Raw genomic sequence first — 18,993 nt, 5'->3', positions numbered from 1 at the left:
TCCTGTAAAAAGATTAGTTGCCAGCCAGCAGCCGGGTGATGGTCACCAGCGAGCCAGGGCGTTCAAAATGTGCCGCTGCCTCGTAGAGCGCGGCGCTGCGCTGATTACCGAGAACGGGGATGGTGAGGGCGTCAAATTTGGCGCGAAGCTCTTCATCGCTGAGCGGGTTTTGCGCGTGGCCTCGGTAGACATCGGTATGCGCTTGCAGCACTGTACCATCCTCCAGCCAGACGTCGATAAACGCAGAGCTGGCGGATTGACCGTCGACAGCCTCGACGTCCAGCAGCGACAGCAGCGCGCGCGGGCCCGGGTCGTTAATCGTTGTTGTGGTAAAATCGGAATCTGTCAACGCATAGCCGCTAAGTGCAAGTGTAATGCAGTGTGGAATGCTGAACTTGCTTTCAAGCGGTGTGCGCGGTGACATAATCCCGGCATTTACCATACCCATCGGGTGAACTTTTGCCGCAATACGGGTGATTTTCCGCCCGGCCAGTTGCGGATAAATTTTATGCGCGGTTTCGATAGACGCGTGAGTACCGCGACAGCTGGCATAAAGCTTGTAGCCATTGGTCAGTAATTCCCAGCTTTCGCCGAAATCAAGCGGCGGAATTTCGGCGCTGCCGTCCTGGATAAAGGTTTTCACCCAGCCGTCTGCTTCGTAAAAATGATGCGCGCCAACAAAATTTTCCGCCGCCAGTTGAGCTGCCATAATGCCGTCCATTGCTGCTTTTCCCGCGTGGAAAGGCTTGCCGTGCGTGCCTGAAGATTTTTGTAAACCGCCCATCATCGTGGCCGCTGCGCCGAGGGCGTTACGTACCTGTTGTTCATTGAGTTGCAGAATGACGGCGGCGACGGCAGCCGCGCCCGCACGACCGACCACAGAAGTCGGATGAAAACCGCGACGTTGCAAATTACGCCCGACGCCAGGTACCCAGCCGCCACCAAGTTTCGCCATGACTTCAAAACCGATTATAAACGCGCGCAGCACGGTTTCTTCATCAACCGGGTGCGCTTGCGCCATCGCCAGCGCCGTTGACCAGCACGGACCGCTAGGGTGTCCGGCTCCGGCAGGATGGGTATCGTCGTAATCGGCAGCATGCGCCATAGTGGCATTGACAAGTGCTGCAAGAGCGGGTGTGGTGGTGCCGGAGAGGAAAATACGCGATGCGCCGGTAGCACTCCATGATTTGGCTACCAGGCGCACCGCGTTGACAGCATCATCATTGACTGCGCCCAGGGCAACGCCCAGGAAATCAATCAGTGCGCGTTTCGCTTCATGCCGCACGGCTGGCGGCGCGAGAAGTTGATTTGCATGGCTGATAAATTGGCTGAGTTGTTCTCCACGTGTTAATGCATCGTCTGCGTTTTTGGTCATTTTAAAACAAGGTTTCCCAAGTGTTGGCTCAATAAAAGCCAGAAAGTCGTATTGTGTTTATTTGAATTCATTTGTATACAATGAATATGAGTAAAACATAGCAGTCCCTGCGCCAACGTCAAAAGATATTTTTTAGATAAGCTAAGAACAAAAAAATCAAATACAAAATCATTCCTGTGGCAAGATGTGCCTCGGCAGGGTGCAAAGACTTTGCAAAGCCATTTCCACAACGAACGGAGCTTAAAACGTGAAATCGACGGGTCGCGACGCGGGCTTAACGCCTTTTGATATATTGCTTTCCGCCATCGAAGCAGGGGAGCTGCTACCAGGAGAACGCTTACAGGAAACACGGTTGGCAGAGCAGTTTGGCCTCAGCCGCACACCGATCCGCGAAGCGCTTCATCGCCTGGAAACGCTGGGTCTTGCCGAGCCAGGTCCGCAGCGCGGGCTGATTATTGCCCATATCAGCTATGAACGGCTGCGCCAGCTTTTCTCCGTACGTGAAGGTCTGGAGCGTCTGGCGATGGAACTGGCCGTCAATGCCGCCTCTGACGAGGAGTTAGCGCTGTTACAGGAGATGGTGCATACCGAAGCCACGCTGACAGACAGTAAAGCGTTGCACGATCACAACCGTATGTTTCACCGTCAAATTTATCGCGCCACGCATAATCCCTATCTCAATGAAATGCTGGATAATTTACGCATTCACCTGTCGCTGCTGCGCGGTACAACCTATGAGCAGCCAGAGCGTACGGAAGAAGCAAAGCGCGAGCATCAGGCAATTGTTGATGCGCTTATGCGCCGCGATCGCGCGGCCGCCGAGGAAGCGGCAATTACGCATATCCGTAGCGGCTACCGTGCGCGTCTGAGTTTATTAAGTCAGCGAGAACGCTAGCAGAATGCCCTTTAATCGACCGACGGAAAGCGCCCACTCTTGCTAAACTGGCGGAATGGCATCAATTTATCGGTTTTTTTGAGGGCAGAATTTCGTGTTAGCGACATTGATCTATCGCAGCCAGCCGACAGGAGCATTCGATCCCTCCGGGCTGGCTGAACTTGTCGGGAAGGCCTGGCTGCAAAATGTGCAGTTGCAGGTGACAGGGATTTTGCTGTTCGATGGCGAACATTTCTTACAGGTTCTTGAAGGTCCGCTGGCTTCCGTCAACACCGTTTTCGCCCGTATCAATCACGATACCCGCCACCACAATGTTGTTGAGCTGTTGCGTGATTTTGCACCGCATCGGCGCTTCGCCAATCACGGTATGCTATTGTTAGATTTACAAAAACAGCGTCCCGCCGCCGTACTGCGCGCGATCCTGCGTTTCGGCACATTAAAATATCAGCTGGCAAGTAACGACAGAGTATACAAATTTATTCGTCATTTTATTGCCTCATCCGGCCACACCGCCGGGGTGCGCCACACTGCGCCCGATCAGTGGCGCTTTGTCGTTAAAACGCCACCCTTTCTGACAGGAGCCGCTCCGGATTCAGCGGATCAACCGTGCCAGTTTGCCTTTCAGCCCATTATCGAGCCGCAACGCGAGAAGATTTCCTCACTGGAAGCCTTGATCCGCGGGCCTGGCGGCGGCAGTCCGCAGGAGTATTTCTCCACCATTGCCCCTGAAAAACTGCACGAGGCGGACCTGGCCTCAAAAGGCTGGGCGCTGGCGATGGCGCGGCGTCTCGGGATTGGCAACCATAAGGTGGCGATTAATTTGCTGCCGATGTCACTGGTCAAAATCCCGGGGGCGGTGGATATTTTGCTCGACCATATTACGCGTAACCATCTGCGGCCAGGGCAGATAATTGTCGAGGTCACCGAGGATGAGGTTATCTCGGGCTATGAAGAGTTTACCTGGGCCATCCGCCAACTGCGCGCGGCGGGCATTGGCCTTGCCATTGATGACTTTGGCTCCGGGTTCGCTGGCCTGTCGCTGCTGGCCAAGTTTCAGCCGGATAAACTCAAAATCGATCGCACGCTGGTGACCGATATTCACCTGCACGGCCCGAAGCAAGCCATTGTGAAGGCTATTATTGAGTGCTGCGCTGAGCTGCAAATTGCCGTGGTTGCCGAAGGGGTGGAGAAAATCGAAGAGTGGTGCTGGCTGGAAGCGGTTGGTATCCAGCGTTTTCAGGGGTTCTTGTTCGCACGCCCGATGCTCAATGGCGTGTCGCCTGTCAGCTGGCCGCAGCGCGTTATCAAATGATCTTGTGCCTTTATTTGGCTTATAAATCATCGAGCTTCTATGCTTAACCTGTCTGCCATCTGGCAAAGGGAAAACGATGGAACTCCATAAAAAGATAGCGCGGGCGCTTGCGCTTAACTCTTCGCTCGGTCGCAGTCTGACTTTTTTTATGATTATCCTGGTGGTTGCCGGTATAACTACCAGTGCATGGACATTAACCCGCTCGTGGGAGCGCGCCATCCACGACACGCAGCGTGATGCCATGAACCTGTCGGTCTCCCAGGCGCGGCAGGCGGAAGACACCTTTTTGCAAACCGAGCTGGTGCTGCGTGATATACGCCGCAACTTGCCGCCACAGGGTGTGGGAGAACTGGATGTCGGTCAGTTCGACCGCTACCTTGCTGAATTGCAGGGACGGCTGCCGCAACTGCATGGGCTGCTGGTTTACGATACGCTCGGCAATATGAAATCCACCTCATTTGGTAAAATCCCGTCAATCTCCAATAACAGCGATCGGGAGTATTTTATTTACCACCAGCGACACAATCACGGTAGTATTCATATCAGTCATGTTATACGCAGTCGTTCCACGGGCGATCTGGTGATCCCTGTCTCGCTGCGAATAAGCGATGCCGGAGGCCGTTTTGCCGGTGTGCTGTTAGCGACGGTTAAAATCGACTATTTTCGGCATTTTTATAACTATTTTGAGCTGGAAAACCGTGACTTGTTAGCGTTGCTCAATACGGATGGGGCAGCGGTGTATGTCCGACCTTATGGTGATGAGATAATCAACCGTAATTTTTCTAAAAGTCCCTTATTCTCTGCTGGCCTTTCCAAAAAAGAGCGCGGCACCGCCACCTGGGTTTCTCCCCTTGACCGCATCGAACGCATCTACGGTTTTGCCAGGCTTGAGCGTTATCCGCTGGTGGTTGCCGCCGGGTATGACAATAAAGCGTTGTGGAATCGCTGGGTGAAAGACAGCATTGCCGATCTGATGCTCAATGTGATGCTGCTTTTAGGAACGATACTGATGGGGATTGTTATATTCCGACAGGTCAGAACCAACGTGCGCAATCAAACGGAGCTGGCGCTGTTGCGTGATGAACTGACCAGTATCAACCATACCCTGCAACTGATGGCGCTGGCGGATGGGTTAACGGGTCTTGCTAATCGTCGCCAGTTTGATCTCTTTTTATCCCAAAGCATTAAAGCCTCGGCGGTGATACAAAAACCGGTGGCGCTTATTATGGCAGATATCGACTTCTTTAAACGCTATAACGATTTTTACGGCCATGTGGCGGGGGATAATTGCCTGCGCAGAGTGGGGGCGATTCTTCAGAAATTAACGCGCGGTAAAAAAGACCTGGTCGCCCGTTACGGCGGGGAGGAGTTTGCCATGATCCTGCCGGATACCAGCCAGGAAGAGGCGCTGCGGCTGGCGCAACAAGCTGTGGACGCGGTGCGCGAGGCAAAAATTCCGCACGAACAGTCGGGTAGCCCGCAGCAAGTGGTTACGATCAGCGCGGGTTGTTTCAGCCTGGTAGCCGGGTCAAATTTTGACGACGCGGTGCGCCTGAAAGAGGGCGCGGACAAAGCGCTCTACCAGGCAAAAATGGCAGGTCGCGACCGTGCTGTGGCAGCTGGTGAGCAAGAGAAAACGCTGATGAGTGTGGCAGGCAAACTGAAATGACCCGCCGCGCCTCTTACATGCTTCGTAAAGGCGCGGATGGGGCGTGGTTATTATTGATAACTCTTATGCCACAGACCTGCGATTAGTCTTTGAACAAATTGTAGTAAGGCATGGTGCTGTCTTCAGGTGTGATCGGTGCGGCCAGCTCGCTCAGGCCGGCGGGGATTTCCAGACCAATGTCCTGAATCGTCTGTTTCGCAACGGCAGCGGTGGGGTATTCGCCGTTTGATACCGTTAAGCGTGCCAGCACCATTTCAATTTTCTCTGTTGGCGTGATGTCCAGCGCACTGACGGCAAATTCTTTATCGCTTTCGAGTTTTTCCAGCACGTCTTCAGAAGCGAAAGGAACTTTATTGATCTCTTCGATCATATGGAAAGAGGAGATATCAGAGGGCTGATTACTGGCGGCACTCTTTTTTTCAGCTTGATCATTTCTCAGGTTCTGGAAAACCTTGCTATGCGCAATAACCCAGCTGGTTATACTGAACTGCGGCAGACACGCTGTTTTCTTCTTTGAGCAATCGCGCGGAGATAAAATTATACTCTGCTTTTGTTTTTCTTAATTCGTTAAGCACTTTCGGGGATAATTCAACGTCCTCGTCGATAATTTTAAATGCCTTGCCTTTGGCATCGATAAAGACAAGGTTTTCTTCATCAATAGTATTAAATAGCAGGTAATGTTATTGCGCGAGACTTTTGGTGAAATAGTGGCGCTGCATACCCGGCTCGGGGTAGTCGGGAAGCGTCAACTGGCGCTGAAACCCTTGTTTTTCATAAAAAGGAGCGGCCTGAAAACTGATGGTATCCACCAGGACATGCTGGCAGCCCAGCGCGAGGGCTTCCCGCTCTGCGCGTTGCATTAATTGGCTACCCAATCTATTACCGCGCTGCAGTTCATGAACCCAGAGATAGTCAATACTCAGCCAGATACCTTGCTGGTGACCAATCAGCCCGCCCTGCATGATGCCGGTTTCGTCGCGAAACCAGATGCCCAGCGCCGTCCATGCGCTGAGATCAACGAACTGATTATTGTAACGACGTAAGCCCGTCAACAGTTCTTCACGTTCCTGTTCCTGAATATCATGCGTAACAATAAGATTCATGCCGGTATCCTTTTTTTTGTCTGGCTTACCAGCATAATAAAAAAAGCCCGACAGCGTTACGCTTATCGGGCCTGAAATGCGGCAAAATTTTACAGTTTGTTAAGAAACGCCAGCAGATCTTCGTTAAGTTGATCCTGATGAGTCACGGCGAAACCGTGCGGTGCGTTGTCATAAATTTTCAGCTCTGCGCCCGGTATCGATTCGGCGGCCAGTTTACCTGTGGCTTCAAAGGGCACCACCTGGTCATTACTGCCGTGAATGACAAGCGTCGGGACATCCACTTTTGCGATGTCGGCACGGAAATCTGTTTCAGAGAAAGCGGTAACGCAATCCAGCGTGCTTTTCAGTGAGGCCAGCAGGGCGATATTCAGCGTTTGCGTCAGTACGCCATCAGACACGGTTTGCCCGGCGTTGAGACCGTAGAAGGGCGTGGCAAAGTCGCTGATGAACTGCGCGCGATCTTTGCGCAGGCCCGCTTTGATCCCATCAAATACGCTTTTATCCACGCCCTGCGGGTGATCGTCGGTTTTGCCAAAGATAGGTGTAACCGCACCGAGCAACACCAGTGCGGCGACGCGTGCGCTGCCGTAACGGCCAATATAACGGGCAACATCACCACCGCCCATCGAAAATCCAACCAGCGTGACGTCCTGAAGATCCAGTGCTGTTACCAGGTCGTTAATATCCGAAGCGAAGGTGTCGTAATCATTTCCTTCCCAGGGTTGATCGGAACGACCAAAGCCGCGGCGGTCAAAGGCGATGACGCGGTAGCCGCGCTCAGCGAGAAAATTGAGCTGACTGTCCCACATATCGCTGTCCAGCGGCCAGCCATGGCTGAAGAGAACCGGTTTACCTGTGCCCCAGTCTTTGTAGTAAATCTGCGTGCCATCCTGCGTCTTGATTGTACTCATTATCTGTTCCTCTTTTTTATGGTGAATAACTGCATGCGTGAGTTTCCATCAACTAACCTAAAACTGTAGCAGCTCCAGCAAGCATGCCAGGATGAGTTATAAAGAAGGCGACCTTCGCCGTTATTAAGCAAGGCGTTTCATTGGTTCAGCGGTGCAGGTGGGGCGGCAACGCCCGCGGCAGTGAATGAAGAATTTAATCAATTCAGCGGGGAAAAATTCAGATAAATGCCAGACCCTGCATATCCGATGGGCAGAGATGCAGATTATGCTGATGGTTCAAACGGGGAGAGAGTGAAAGAGTGAGGCTTTCCTTTGTGTATGCTATTGAGGGTGTTAACCCGCAATATTCTGAGTGACAGTGTCACAAAAAACCGAAAAAAAAGGAGAGTTATGCACGTCAGACTGGCACTTCCTGAAGAGGCCGAAATACTTTGGCAGGTTCGTAACCAGGCGATCCGCTACGGTTGCAAGAATGTGTATCCCGAAGAGGTTATTGCTGCCTGGACACCTGACTCAATGCCTGAGAGCCAGCGCGTTGTCGTTCAGTGCTATCCATTTTTTGTTGTGGTCACAGATGACGAACAAATCGTTGCCAGCGGTTTTCTCGACCTTGATGCGGGGAGTGTGGAGGCCGTTTTTACTCTACCGGCCTGGCAGGGTAAAGGCCTGGCAACAATGATTATTAACGCCATCAAACATGAGGCCAGGGCGCGGGGGTTTACCCAGTTGACGCTCGCGTCCACCCCGAACGCCTGCCGCTTTTATCAACGCCAGGGGTTCATCATTATAAAGGAGAGCATTTATCCCTCATCACTGGCCGGAGCGGATTTGCCCTGTACAGATATGCGATGCGAATTAATCCATGGAGAAGCGTAATGCCGGATATTAAAACTCTCGCGAGCACGGAAGTTTACCGGAATAAATGGATGCGCCTGCGGGAAGACAAAATCCTGCGCGAAGACGGTAACGAAGGTATCTATTCAGTGGTCGAAAAAGCGGATTTTGTGGTGATAATCCCCCGCCAGGGCGACAGTCTGTATGTGGTGGAGCAGTTTCGCTATCCGCTGGGGCAACGCACCATTGAGCTGCCGCAAGGTTCGTGGGAGTGCGCGCCGCAGGAAGAGCCGCTGCGCGTGGCGGCCGGGGAATTACGCGAAGAAACCGGGCTGGTGGCAGCAAAAATGCAGTGGGTAGGCTATCAGAAACTGGCGCAGGGATATTCGAGCCAGGGGTACCATATTTTTCTTGCCGAAGAGCTTACGCATTATCAGCAGCAACTTGATGCGGAAGAAGTGGGACTTACCACCCGCATGGTAACGATAAGCGAGTATGAAACGCTGATTCGAGAGGGGCTTATCACTGACGCGACTTCCGTGACGGCTTATTTGCTGGCAAAACTAAAGGGCCTGCTCTAAATTTTCCAGTGAAATATCTGAAATACGGTGCTATGCGTGAATTTTTAAAGTATCAAAGACCATAATCCATACAGACTTGGTTTCTGTACTATTTTTCGGATAAATTATTATGCGTTCATTATTATTTAATAGAATGGCATTCGCTGTTTTTATTTCTCTTTGCAGTAGTTACAGTTTCGCTAATGAAGAAATAAACGCGCCCTTTCAGTTGCAAAATGTTTACCAGGCAAAGGAAAGCAGCGTAAAACGCTGTCTTGTTTCTCACGGGGACGAGGGCGAGGTGGCAATGGCTGCATGCAACAAACAGCCTGATGCCGGGGGATTATACGTGCTGGTTAAAGGCGCGGATGAGTATTATACAATACGCCCGGTGAATAACTCAGAGCAGTGCCTGCGGACATTTGCCGGAGAGCAAACGGTTAAAATGGATCATTGCGCGGAAAATCGAAACACAGCGGCGAATTATTCCTCAATGCGCTACTGGAAGCTGATAAAAATTGACGGTGTGTATAATCTAGAAAATAAATACAAAAGTGACATCGGCTCAATATACAGCTGTTTCAGCGTGCCGGTCAGTGGCGATAATGTCGGCGTTGGCGAGTGCGTAATATCCGGCGGAAGTGTCGATTATAATAATATGCGGTTATGGCGACTGATAAATTAATCCGCCGGTTCCGCTTTTAACCGCCGCCAGAAGGTGGTTCGGCTGATCCCCAGATACTGCGCAGCTGCGGTTTTGTCACCGTTAAAATTAACGAGCGCCTGCCTTGCGCTCTGCGTGGTTTGTTTCGGCATTGTGGCTGTTGAGGCGGGCGGGCTGCTGGTGAGCTCGGGCAAGAGTTGCTGTAAAAAGCGAGCATCCAGCGCCGCAGGCGCCTCGACACTTAAAAAAAGCGCCAGCCGCTCCATCATATTACGCAGTTCACGCACGTTGCCGGGCCACGGGTAACCCAACAGGAGAGGCTGGCATTGCGCCAGGCCGGTGCGCACCGGCGCCGTGAAGGGGATGGCAAGATCCGCCAGCGACTGTTTGAGAAAGCTTTCCGCCAGCGGCACAATATCCGCCGGTCGCTCCCGTAAGGCTGGCAGTTTGAGGCGCAGAATACTGAGCCGGTAAAACAGGTCGCTGCGAAACTGACCCTGTTTCATCTGTGCTTCCAGGTTACAGTGGGTTGCGCTGATGACCCGCACATTCACTGCAATGGGGTGATGACCGCCCACACGAGTGACCTCTTTTTCTTCGAGCACGCGCAGCAGGCGCGTTTGCAACGGCAGAGGCATCTCGCCAATCTCATCAAGAAACAGCGTCCCACCATTAGCGATTTCGAAAAGCCCCGCACGGCCACCCCGGCGTGAGCCGGTAAAAGCGCCTTCTTCATAACCAAAAAGCTCGGCTTCCAGTAATGATTCCGTTATGGCGCCACAATTGACGGCGACAAAAGGCGAGGCGCGTTTGATTTGCCTGTTTAGCCGGGTAGACATTTCCCGATGCAGGGCCTGTGCTGCCAGCTCTTTGCCGCTGCCGGTTTCACCTTCAATCAGTACTGAAGCCGCCGAACGTGCATAGAGCATTATCGTCTGGCGCACCTGCGCCATTGGCGCTGAATCACCGCGCATATCTTCAAGCTGATAACGCGTGCGTAGCGCATTACCTGTACCGTATTCACCCTGTCGGCGCAATGTCGCCTGGGTAAGGCGAGTCAGATCCAGCGCATCGCTGAATGCTTGCCTCACGGTGGCTGCGGAGTAGATAAAGACCCCGCTTAATCCTGCTTCTTCGGCCAAATCACTGATAAGGCCTGCGCCCACCACGGCTTTGATCCCGGCGGCTTTCAATTCGTTGATTTGCCCGCGGGCATCCTCTTCGGTGGTGTAACTGCGCTGCTCCAGCCGCAAATGAAAGGTATCCAGAAAAGCGCTGAGTGCCGGAAGCGTTTGCTGATAGGTCACGACGCCGATCGCAGAGGTCAGTTTGCCCGCCTTCGCCAGCGCCTGCAGTACGTCGAAGCCGCTGGGTTTTATCAGGATCACCGGCACGGACAAACGGCTTTTCAGATACGCGCCATTAGAACCCGCCGCGATAATGGCATCGCAGCGCTCGGTTTCGAGCTTTTTTTGGATATAGCTGACCGCTTTTTCAAAACCAAGCTGAATAGGGGTGATGTTTGCCAGGTGGTCAAACTCAAGGCTGATATCACGAAAGAGTTCAAAAAGGCGCGTGACAGACACCGTCCAGATAACCGGCTTCTCATTGCTTTCGTGTGCTGCAAACGGGGAATCAGCCATAGACGCATCCTTTTTCTGTACCAGATTTCGTTTTAGTCTTGTTTCAATAATGTTGCAATGAAACGAGCTGATACGTTTTATGAAACGTTAGCTGACACGCTTTTATGCGGCCAAAATGTGTCATATAAAACTATCCTGTTGATTTAAAATCGGAAAAATAAAAAACACTATTACTTAACCTTCCTGGCATTACCTTTGCTTATCACTCTTAACTTTATTAACGAGTTGATAACATAAGGACTGGCTATGCCTCAGCACTCTCCAGGGCAGGCGTTTCGCGCCGCGCTTAACGAAGAACATCCCTTACAAATCGTTGGCACTATTAATGCTAATCACGCCTTGCTGGCGCAGCGCGCCGGGTATCAGGCGATTTATCTCTCAGGTGGCGGGGTAGCGGCAGGTTCGCTGGGCTTGCCGGACCTGGGTATCTCTACTCTGGATGATGTCTTAACCGATATCCGGCGTATCACTGATGTTTGCCCGCTACCGCTGCTGGTGGATGCCGACATTGGTTTTGGCTCATCCGCTTTTAACGTTGCGCGCACGGTGAAATCTATCGCCAAAGCAGGGGCAGCCGCGCTGCATCTTGAAGATCAGGTGGGGGCCAAACGCTGCGGACATCGCCCTAACAAAGCCATCGTCTCCCTACATGAGATGGTCGATCGCATTCATGCGGCGGTGGATGCGCGTACCGATCCGGACTTTGTGATTATGGCGCGTACCGATGCGCTGGCGGTGGAAGGGCTGGATGCAGCGCTGGAGCGGGCGCAGGCGTATATCGAGGCCGGCGCGGATATGCTGTTTCCTGAGGCCATCACGGAACTTGCCATGTACCGTCAGTTTGCCGATACGACTGGCGTGCCGGTGCTGGCCAATATCACTGAGTTTGGCGCAACGCCGCTATTTACAACCGAAGAGCTACGCAGCGCAAACGTCGCGATGGCGCTCTATCCGCTCTCTGCTTTTCGCGCCATGAACCGCGCTGCCGAGCAGGTCTATAACGTATTACGTCAGCAGGGCACGCAAAAAAGCGTTATCGACATCATGCAGACCCGCAATGAACTCTACGAAAGCATCAATTACTACCAGTACGAAGAGAAACTTGACGCTTTGTTTGCCCGCCAGCGCGGGGAATAAGTTTCCGTTTGCCAGATACACCCTACATAAAATGACGAGGACATCATGAGCGAAACGACGACCCTGCAAGGCAACACGCCCGCTAAAGGCAAAAAATCGGTTGCGCTGTCCGGCGTACCGGCCGGGAACACCGCGCTATGCACCGTGGGTAAAAGTGGCAACGATTTGCACTACCGGGGCTACGACATTCTCGACCTTGCCGCGCAGTGTGAGTTTGAGGAAGTGGCGTATTTGTTAATTTATGGCAAGTTGCCCAATAGCGACGAGTTACAGGCATATAAAAGCAAGCTGAAAGCGCTGCGCGGCTTGCCTGCGAACGTGCGTACCGTGCTGGAAGCGTTACCGGCTGCCTCGCACCCGATGGATGTCATGCGTACCGGAGTCTCCGCGCTGGGCTGCACGTTACCGGAAAAAGAGGGGCACACTGTCTCCGGCGCGCGGGATATCGCCGACAAGCTGCTCGCTTCGTTGGGTTCAATTTTGCTTTACTGGTATCACTACAGTCATAACGGCGAGCGTATTGTGCCGGAAACGGATGATGACTCGATAGGCGGGCACTTTTTGCATTTATTACACGGCGGAAAGCCCCCGCAAAGCTGGGAAAAAGCGATGCATACCTCGCTGGTGCTGTATGCCGAGCATGAATTTAATGCGTCCACCTTTACCGGGCGCGTGATTGCCGGTACGGGCTCGGATATCTACTCCGCCATCATTGGCGCAATCGGTGCGCTGCGTGGGCCAAAACATGGCGGCGCAAATGAAGTCTCTCTCGAAATTCAGCAGCGTTATGAAACACCGGACGAGGCAGAAACCGATATCCGCAAACGTATTAGTAATAAAGAGGTGGTGATTGGTTTCGGGCATCCGGTCTATACCCTGGCTGACCCGCGCCATCAGGTTATCAAGCGCGTCGCGCATCAGCTCAGCGTAGAAGGCGGTACGCTGAAGATATATAACATCGCCGATCGATTGGAAAGCGTTATGTGGGAAACGAAAAAGATGTTTCCTAACCTCGACTGGTTCTCTGCGGTTTCTTACAACATGATGGGTGTTCCCACCGAGATGTTCACGCCGCTGTTTGTCATCGCCCGCGTCAGCGGCTGGTCGGCCCATATTATTGAGCAGCGTCAGGACAATAAAATTATCAGACCTTCCGCAAATTATACCGGCCCGGAAGACAGGCCCTTTATCCCTTTGCAAGACCGTAAATAATAATACCTCTGAGGAAATGACCCTATGTCTGCACAGATAAACATCCGTCCTGAATTTGATAAAGAGATTGTCGATATTGTCGATTACGTGATGAATTACGCCATCACCTCAAAAGTGGCTCAGGAGACGGCGCATTATTGCCTGCTTGATACGCTGGGATGCGGGCTGGAAGCGCTCCAGTACCCGGCCTGTAGAAAACTGCTCGGCCCAATCGTGCCAGGAACTGTCGTGCCGAACGGCGTGCGGGTGCCGGGCACACAGTATCAGCTCGATCCGGTGCAGGCGGCGTTCAATATTGGCGCGATGATCCGCTGGCTGGATTTTAACGATACCTGGCTTGCCGCCGAGTGGGGGCATCCTTCAGATAACCTGGGCGGAATACTAGCCACTGCCGACTGGCTTTCGCGCAATGCCGTCGCGGCAGGAAAAACACCACTGACAATGAAACATGTGCTGGAGGCGATGATCAAGGCGCATGAAATCCAGGGGTGTATTGCGCTGGAAAACGCATTTAACCGGGTCGGACTGGATCACGTCCTGCTGGTGAAAGTGGCCTCGACTGCCGTGGTAGCACAGATGATGGGGCTGACGCGTGAGGAAATCCTTAATGCCGTCTCGCTTGCCTGGGTTGATGGCCAGGCGCTGCGTACCTATCGCCACGCGCCGAATACCGGAACACGAAAATCCTGGGCGGCGGGGGATGCGACTTCCCGCGCGGTGCGCCTGGCGCTGATGGCCCGCACCGGCGAGATGGGGTATCCCTCTGCGTTGAGTGCCAAAACCTGGGGTTTTTACGATGTTTCGTTTAACGGAGAAGCGTTTCGTTTCCAGCGTCCTTATGGCTCATACGTGATGGAAAACGTGCTGTTTAAAGTGTCGTTCCCGGCCGAGTTCCACTCCCAGACGGCGGTGGAAGCAGCCATGACGCTGTATCAACAAATGCAGGCAACGGGGAAAACGGCGCAGGATATCGAAAAAGTGACGATTCGCACCCATGAAGCCTGCATTCGTATTATTGATAAGAAAGGGCCGCTTAATAACCCGGCAGACCGGGATCACTGCATTCAATATATGGTGGCTATCCCGCTGTTGTTCGGGCGTTTAACCGCGGCGGATTATGAGGAGGACGTGGCGCAGGATAAGCGTATTGATGTACTGCGCGAGAAGATCAGCTGTGTGGAAGATCCTGCGTTTACCGAGGATTATCACAATCCGGAAAAACGCGCGATTGCCAACGCTATCACGCTGGAATTCACCGATGGATCGCGCTTCGAAGAGGTGCTGGTGGCATATCCCATTGGTCACGCGCGTCGTCGCCATGACGGTATTCCTGCGCTTATCGAAAAGTTCAGAGTCAATGTGGCGCGTCAGTTTCCGTCTCGCCAGCAACAACGCATCCTTGATGCCTCCCTGGACAGAACGCGGCTGGAGCAGATGCCGGTTAACGAGTATCTCGATTTGTACGTTATTTAATCGTGCTGTAAGGCGTAACTGCAACAGGAGAGCATTATGTCTTTTGACGCGTTTTATCAGCGCTCGATCGCGCAACCCGAAACGTTCTGGGCTGAGCAAGCTCAGCGTATTGACTGGCATCAGCCGTTTACGCAAACACTTGATCACAGTAATCCGCCGTTTGCCCGCTGGTTTTGCGGCGGTATGACTAATCTGTGCCATAACGCTATCGATCGCTGGCTGGATAAGCAGCCCGATGCGCTGGCGCTGATTGCAATATCGTCCGAAACAGACGAAGAAAAAGTGTTTACTTTCAGCGAGCTGTATAACGAAGTGAATATTGCGGCAGCGATGTTGCTGTCGCTTGGTGTGCAGCGCGGCGACCGGGTGCTGGTCTATATGCCGATGATTGCCGAAGCGCATATTACGCTGCTGGCCTGTACGCGTATTGGCGCTATCCATTCGGTGGTATTTGGTGGTTTTGCCTCTCACAGTCTGGCGGCGCGCATTGATGACGCGCAGCCGGTGGTGATTGTCTCGGCAGATGCCGGGGCGCGCGCGGGGAAAATAATTCCTTATAAAAAGCTACTGGATGATGCTATCAGCCAGGCTCAGCATACACCGCGCCATGTACTGATGGTGGATCGCGGTCTGGCAAAAATGGCGAAAGTAGCGGGGCGCGATGTTGATTACGCTACGCTGCACCAGCAGCATAACGGTGCTCGCGTGCCGGTGGTGTGGCTGGAGTCGAATGAAACAGCGCTGATCCTCTATACCTCTGGTACGACCGGTAAGCCGAAGGGAGTTCAGCGGGATGTTGGCGGCTATGCCGTCGCGCTGGCAACGTCAATGGCCACCATATTTGGCGGGAAAGCAGGGGGCGTATTTTTTTGCGCCTCGGATATCGGTTGGGTCGTGGGGCACTCATATATAGTCTATGCGCCACTGCTGGCCGGTATGGGAACCATCGTTTATGAAGGGCTGCCGACTTACCCGGACTGCGGTGTGTGGTGGCGCATAGTCGAAAAATATCGGGTTAGCCGAATGTTCACCGCGCCGACCGCCATTCGGGTGCTGAAAAAATTCCCGACGGCGGAAATCCGCAAACACGATCTCTCTTCGCTGGAAGCGCTTTTTCTGGGAGGAGAGCCGCTGGATGAACCGACAGCCAGTTGGGTGACGCAAACGCTGGGCGTGCCGGTTATCGACAACTACTGGCAGACTGAAACTGGCTGGCCGATCCTGACCATAGCCCGCGCGCTTGACGATCGGCCGTTACGCCTCGGCAGTCCTGGCGTGCCGATGTATGGTCACAACGTTCAGTTGCTCAATGAAACCACTGGCGAACCTTGCGGGGTGAATGAAAAGGGGATGCTGGTGATTGAAGGGCCGCTGCCGCCTGGCTGTATTCAGACAATATGGGGCGATGATTCGCGCTTTGTGAGTACCTACTGGTCACTGTTTGAGCGGCAGGTCTATTCAACCTTTGACTGGGGTATCCGTGATGAGGACGGTTACTATTTTATTCTTGGGCGCGCAGATGATGTGATTAATGTCGCCGGGCATCGGCTGGGGACGCGGGAGATTGAGGAGAGTATTTCCGGTTATCCGAACGTAGCGGAGGTTGCTGTGGTCGGGGTGAAAGACGCGCTCAAGGGGCAAGTTGCGGTTGCGTTTGTTATCCCGAAACAAAGTGATAGTCTGGACGATCCTCAAGCCGCGCAGCGTGAGGAAAAGGCCATTATGTCGCTGGTGGATGGTCAGTTGGGCAGTTTTGGCCGCCCGGCGCACGTCTGGTTTGTTTCACAACTGCCAAAAACCCGCTCCGGGAAAATGTTGCGCCGGACTATTCAGGCCATCTGCGAAGGGCGCGATCCGGGAGATCTAACCACGCTTGACGATCCCGCCGCGTTGCAACAAATTCGCCAAGCGATTGCGCCACAGTGAATGTTTCCCTGGTGTTCAATGCACCGGGGGAATTTGAATACGACTCATAACAGAATTCGTTAAAAATAATTAGCTGGCTGGTCATAATAAAATCATTTCTTTGTCGTAGTGAAACCACACTATTGTAGATTCACACTTTTATTCATTCGCTGGCAAAGAGGGTTGCGCTATGCGCCTGGCATCCTACAACGTTGAGAACTTATTTGATCGCGCAAAAGCAATGAACCAGGAGAGCTGGGAGCAGGGTAAGCCTATTCTTGAGGCTTTTGCTGCGCTCAATAAACTGCTTGGCGAAATTGTTTATACCCCGGAAATGAAAGAGAAAATGGTGGTGCTGATGAACGAACTTGGGCTGCGTAAGTCCGATACGGGTCCGTTTGTTATTCTTCGCCGTAACCGGGGGAAGTTGTTGACCAGGCCGACGGATGGCAGCCAGCTCAAAATTATCGCCGAGGGGCGCGCTGACTGGGTTGGTTCGCTTGAGCTGCGCGAGGCGCCTGTCAATGAAGTCGCAATGAACCTGACGGCGCAGGTCATGATTGATTTGCAGGCGGATGTCCTGGCTGTCGTCGAAGCGGAGAGCCGCCCGGCTTTGCTGGCCTTCAATACTGAAATTCTTCCCGCGCGAAATGGCAAGCCTTTTGCACATGTGATGGTTATTGATGGTAATGATGAGCGCGGGATCGATGTCGGCCTGATGACCAGAGAGGCGTTTCCCATCGGAACAATACGCAGTCATGTCGATGATAAAGACGCTGAAGGTAAACTGATTTTCTCGCGTGATTGCCCGGAATTTTCCCTTACTTTAGGAGGTGGTGAAGCACTTTATGTGCTGGTAAATCATCTTAAAAGTAAAGGTTATGGTTCGAAGGGCAGTTCCGATGCACGGCGAAAAAAACAGGCGCAGCGAGTAAAAGAGATATATCAGCAGCGGATTAAAGACGGATACAAATACATCGCTATTATGGGTGATTTTAACGACACACCTGAAAGTAAGGCGCTGGAACCTTTATTGCAACAAACCGATTTGCAGGATGTTTTTCTTCATAAAAACTTTGATGATGGCGGTTATCCTGGTACCTGGGGAAACTGTAATGCCAGCAATAGAATTGACTATATTTTATTGTCGCCAGCGTTATGGGCGAAGGTGAAAAAAGGCGGTGTGTTTCGCAAAGGCATGTGGCCCGGTGTGCGGCCAGCGAAGTGGGAAATCTATCCGGAGCTGAAAAAACCGGTCAATGCAGGCTCCGATCATGCGGCTGTCTGGGTGGAACTTGATGTATAAGTGGACGGAATTTGACCTTTTTTGCGCAGCGTGTATGGTTCAGGGTCTGGTAATTAATTGAAAGGATGCATAATGGTATCGGTTGAGTATTTACAAACAAAATATCCTGGCGCTCAGGCATGGGCGTTTGGCGATAGCCCGGAATTGGCAAATGAGCTGGCAGAATTGGTCAGTAAAGGGTTAAAAACCGCGTCATGTGGTTCTTTGGTGTCATATCTTTCAGAAAATAATCCGCCGAGCGTCGGCAGTTTTCATATTATTCTCGACGGGCAACAAAAGCCTGTTTGCGTTATCCGATTAATTTCGCTGCAGTTGATGAAATTCTCTGAAGTGACAGAGGATTTTGCGCGAAAAGAGGGAGAGGGTGACCTTAGCCTGGCATACTGGCAAAACGCGCACCGGGCATTTTTTAGCCGGGAAGGGACTTTTGCCGAGGATATGGAACTGGTTGGCGAAGAGTTTCGGCTGGTTAGTTTATGCACACCGGAGAATACATTGTAAACGAAGCCCTCTGAGCGGCTGAAATAACAATGATGTTGCTTCTTTCGGGTTGCCGTACTTTCATTATTTCTCACTTTTGTTGCAAAACGCAATTTATCCCAGCCGATCATTCTCCCGTCGGCTGGACATTCCTGCTTGTCGCAATCCATGTGTTGATCGGTACGCTGTGGTCGCTGATGCTTATTATCGCTACTCGTTATGCAGCGGGGATCTGCAAAGGCCTGCAGTGGTGAAATGGATGGGCCGCACCATGGGCTGTCTGTTTCTCTTGTTTGCCGCAAAATTGGCGATGAGTCGGAGATGATAAAATTGAGACTGTTACTTTTGTAAGGTTGAGCCTCGTTGTGCTGTCTGACGTTGCTCAATGATGTGAGTCGATTGCCGGAGAAAGAACGTCCAGAAGCCATTAGCGAGCAGAATAAGGATGACACCAAGGATGACCGCAAACCAACATAATTAACCAGATTCTATTTTAGTGCGCATAATGTGCATT

The 18,993-nt window shown here is 52.5% G+C and carries 18 protein-coding genes; 13 read left to right on the top strand and 5 right to left on the bottom strand.

Annotated features, from left to right (window positions below; genetic code table 11):
* Positions 1-13: 13 nt before the first annotated feature.
* Positions 14-1,375, bottom strand: coding sequence for an MmgE/PrpD family protein (locus tag ACTU3N_RS10335; protein WP_443086038.1), 1,362 nt, complete (start codon positions 1,373-1,375; stop codon positions 14-16).
* A 247-nt stretch (positions 1,376-1,622) separates the two neighbouring features.
* Between ACTU3N_RS10335 and ACTU3N_RS10330 the strand changes: the two genes are divergently transcribed.
* The 3 genes from ACTU3N_RS10330 (at position 1,623) to ACTU3N_RS10320 (ending at position 5,251) form a co-directional block, all read left to right on the top strand.
* Complete coding sequence (locus ACTU3N_RS10330; protein WP_443086037.1) at positions 1,623-2,270, top strand: GntR family transcriptional regulator; 648 nt, start codon at positions 1,623-1,625, stop codon at positions 2,268-2,270.
* A gap of 94 nt (positions 2,271-2,364) precedes the next feature.
* Positions 2,365-3,582, top strand: a complete 1,218-nt coding sequence (locus tag ACTU3N_RS10325) for a diguanylate phosphodiesterase (RefSeq protein WP_443086036.1) — start codon at positions 2,365-2,367, stop codon at positions 3,580-3,582.
* 76 nt (positions 3,583-3,658) lie between these two features.
* Positions 3,659-5,251 (top strand): diguanylate cyclase, encoded by a 1,593-nt coding sequence (locus ACTU3N_RS10320; RefSeq protein WP_443086035.1) that lies wholly within the window; start codon positions 3,659-3,661, stop codon positions 5,249-5,251.
* Between the two features lie 82 nt (positions 5,252-5,333).
* On the opposite strand, the gene ACTU3N_RS10315 is transcribed toward ACTU3N_RS10320, so the two are convergent.
* The 3 genes from ACTU3N_RS10315 to ACTU3N_RS10305 all read right to left on the bottom strand — a co-directional run bounded on the left by ACTU3N_RS10315 (position 5,334) and on the right by ACTU3N_RS10305 (position 7,265).
* A complete protein-coding gene (locus ACTU3N_RS10315) occupies positions 5,334-5,621 on the bottom strand; it encodes a hypothetical protein (RefSeq protein ID WP_443086034.1) in 288 nt (95 codons plus the stop codon).
* 310 nt (positions 5,622-5,931) lie between these two features.
* Complete coding sequence (locus ACTU3N_RS10310; RefSeq protein WP_443086033.1) at positions 5,932-6,354, bottom strand: GNAT family N-acetyltransferase; 423 nt, start codon at positions 6,352-6,354, stop codon at positions 5,932-5,934.
* A gap of 89 nt (positions 6,355-6,443) precedes the next feature.
* Positions 6,444-7,265: an alpha/beta fold hydrolase gene (locus ACTU3N_RS10305; protein ID WP_443086032.1), complete on the bottom strand. Its 822-nt coding sequence runs from the start codon at positions 7,263-7,265 to the stop codon at positions 6,444-6,446.
* Between the two features lie 390 nt (positions 7,266-7,655).
* Between ACTU3N_RS10305 and ACTU3N_RS10300 the strand changes: the two genes are divergently transcribed.
* The 3 genes from ACTU3N_RS10300 (at position 7,656) to ACTU3N_RS10290 (ending at position 9,344) form a co-directional block, all read left to right on the top strand.
* Positions 7,656-8,141 carry a GNAT family N-acetyltransferase gene (locus tag ACTU3N_RS10300; RefSeq protein ID WP_443086031.1) on the top strand — a complete coding sequence of 162 codons (486 nt, stop codon included), beginning with the start codon at positions 7,656-7,658 and terminating at the stop codon, positions 8,139-8,141.
* Positions 8,141-8,680: an NUDIX domain-containing protein gene (locus tag ACTU3N_RS10295; RefSeq protein WP_443086030.1), complete on the top strand. Its 540-nt coding sequence runs from the start codon at positions 8,141-8,143 to the stop codon at positions 8,678-8,680. The genes ACTU3N_RS10300 and ACTU3N_RS10295 overlap by 1 nt, the downstream gene beginning before the upstream one ends.
* Before the next feature lie 109 nt (positions 8,681-8,789).
* The gene (locus ACTU3N_RS10290) at positions 8,790-9,344 is read left to right on the top strand and encodes a hypothetical protein (RefSeq protein WP_443086029.1); all 555 of its coding nucleotides are present in this window, start codon (positions 8,790-8,792) and stop codon (positions 9,342-9,344) included.
* Here ACTU3N_RS10290 and prpR read toward each other — a convergent pair.
* Complete coding sequence (gene prpR / locus ACTU3N_RS10285; protein WP_443086028.1) at positions 9,341-10,966, bottom strand: propionate catabolism operon regulatory protein PrpR; 1,626 nt, start codon at positions 10,964-10,966, stop codon at positions 9,341-9,343. The genes ACTU3N_RS10290 and prpR overlap by 4 nt on opposite strands.
* 246 nt (positions 10,967-11,212) lie before the next feature.
* Between prpR and prpB the strand changes: the two genes are divergently transcribed.
* From prpB to ACTU3N_RS10250, 7 genes are all read left to right on the top strand, one after another.
* Positions 11,213-12,103 (top strand): methylisocitrate lyase, encoded by an 891-nt coding sequence (prpB, locus tag ACTU3N_RS10280; RefSeq protein WP_443086027.1) that lies wholly within the window; start codon positions 11,213-11,215, stop codon positions 12,101-12,103.
* A gap of 45 nt (positions 12,104-12,148) precedes the next feature.
* Positions 12,149-13,315 carry a bifunctional 2-methylcitrate synthase/citrate synthase gene (gene prpC, locus ACTU3N_RS10275; RefSeq protein WP_443086026.1) on the top strand — a complete coding sequence of 389 codons (1,167 nt, stop codon included), beginning with the start codon at positions 12,149-12,151 and terminating at the stop codon, positions 13,313-13,315.
* A gap of 24 nt (positions 13,316-13,339) precedes the next feature.
* Complete coding sequence (locus ACTU3N_RS10270) at positions 13,340-14,788, top strand: bifunctional 2-methylcitrate dehydratase/aconitate hydratase (protein ID WP_443086025.1); 1,449 nt, start codon at positions 13,340-13,342, stop codon at positions 14,786-14,788.
* Positions 14,789-14,824: 36 nt separating this feature from the next.
* Positions 14,825-16,714, top strand: a complete 1,890-nt coding sequence (gene prpE / locus ACTU3N_RS10265) for a propionate--CoA ligase (protein WP_443086024.1) — start codon at positions 14,825-14,827, stop codon at positions 16,712-16,714.
* A gap of 169 nt (positions 16,715-16,883) precedes the next feature.
* The gene (locus ACTU3N_RS10260) at positions 16,884-17,999 is read left to right on the top strand and encodes an endonuclease/exonuclease/phosphatase family protein (protein WP_443086023.1); all 1,116 of its coding nucleotides are present in this window, start codon (positions 16,884-16,886) and stop codon (positions 17,997-17,999) included.
* A 72-nt stretch (positions 18,000-18,071) separates the two neighbouring features.
* Complete coding sequence (locus ACTU3N_RS10255) at positions 18,072-18,500, top strand: ASCH domain-containing protein (protein WP_443086022.1); 429 nt, start codon at positions 18,072-18,074, stop codon at positions 18,498-18,500.
* A gap of 29 nt (positions 18,501-18,529) precedes the next feature.
* Positions 18,530-18,733 carry a hypothetical protein gene (locus tag ACTU3N_RS10250; protein WP_443086021.1) on the top strand — a complete coding sequence of 68 codons (204 nt, stop codon included), beginning with the start codon at positions 18,530-18,532 and terminating at the stop codon, positions 18,731-18,733.
* The last annotated feature ends 260 nt before the right edge of the window (positions 18,734-18,993 follow it).

Origin of the sequence: Vagococcus sp. WN89Y (assembly GCF_052220145.1) — a bacterium.
Classification (GTDB): Bacteria; Pseudomonadota; Gammaproteobacteria; order Enterobacterales; family Enterobacteriaceae; genus Kosakonia.
This window is presented reverse-complemented; position numbering and strand designations above follow the sequence as displayed.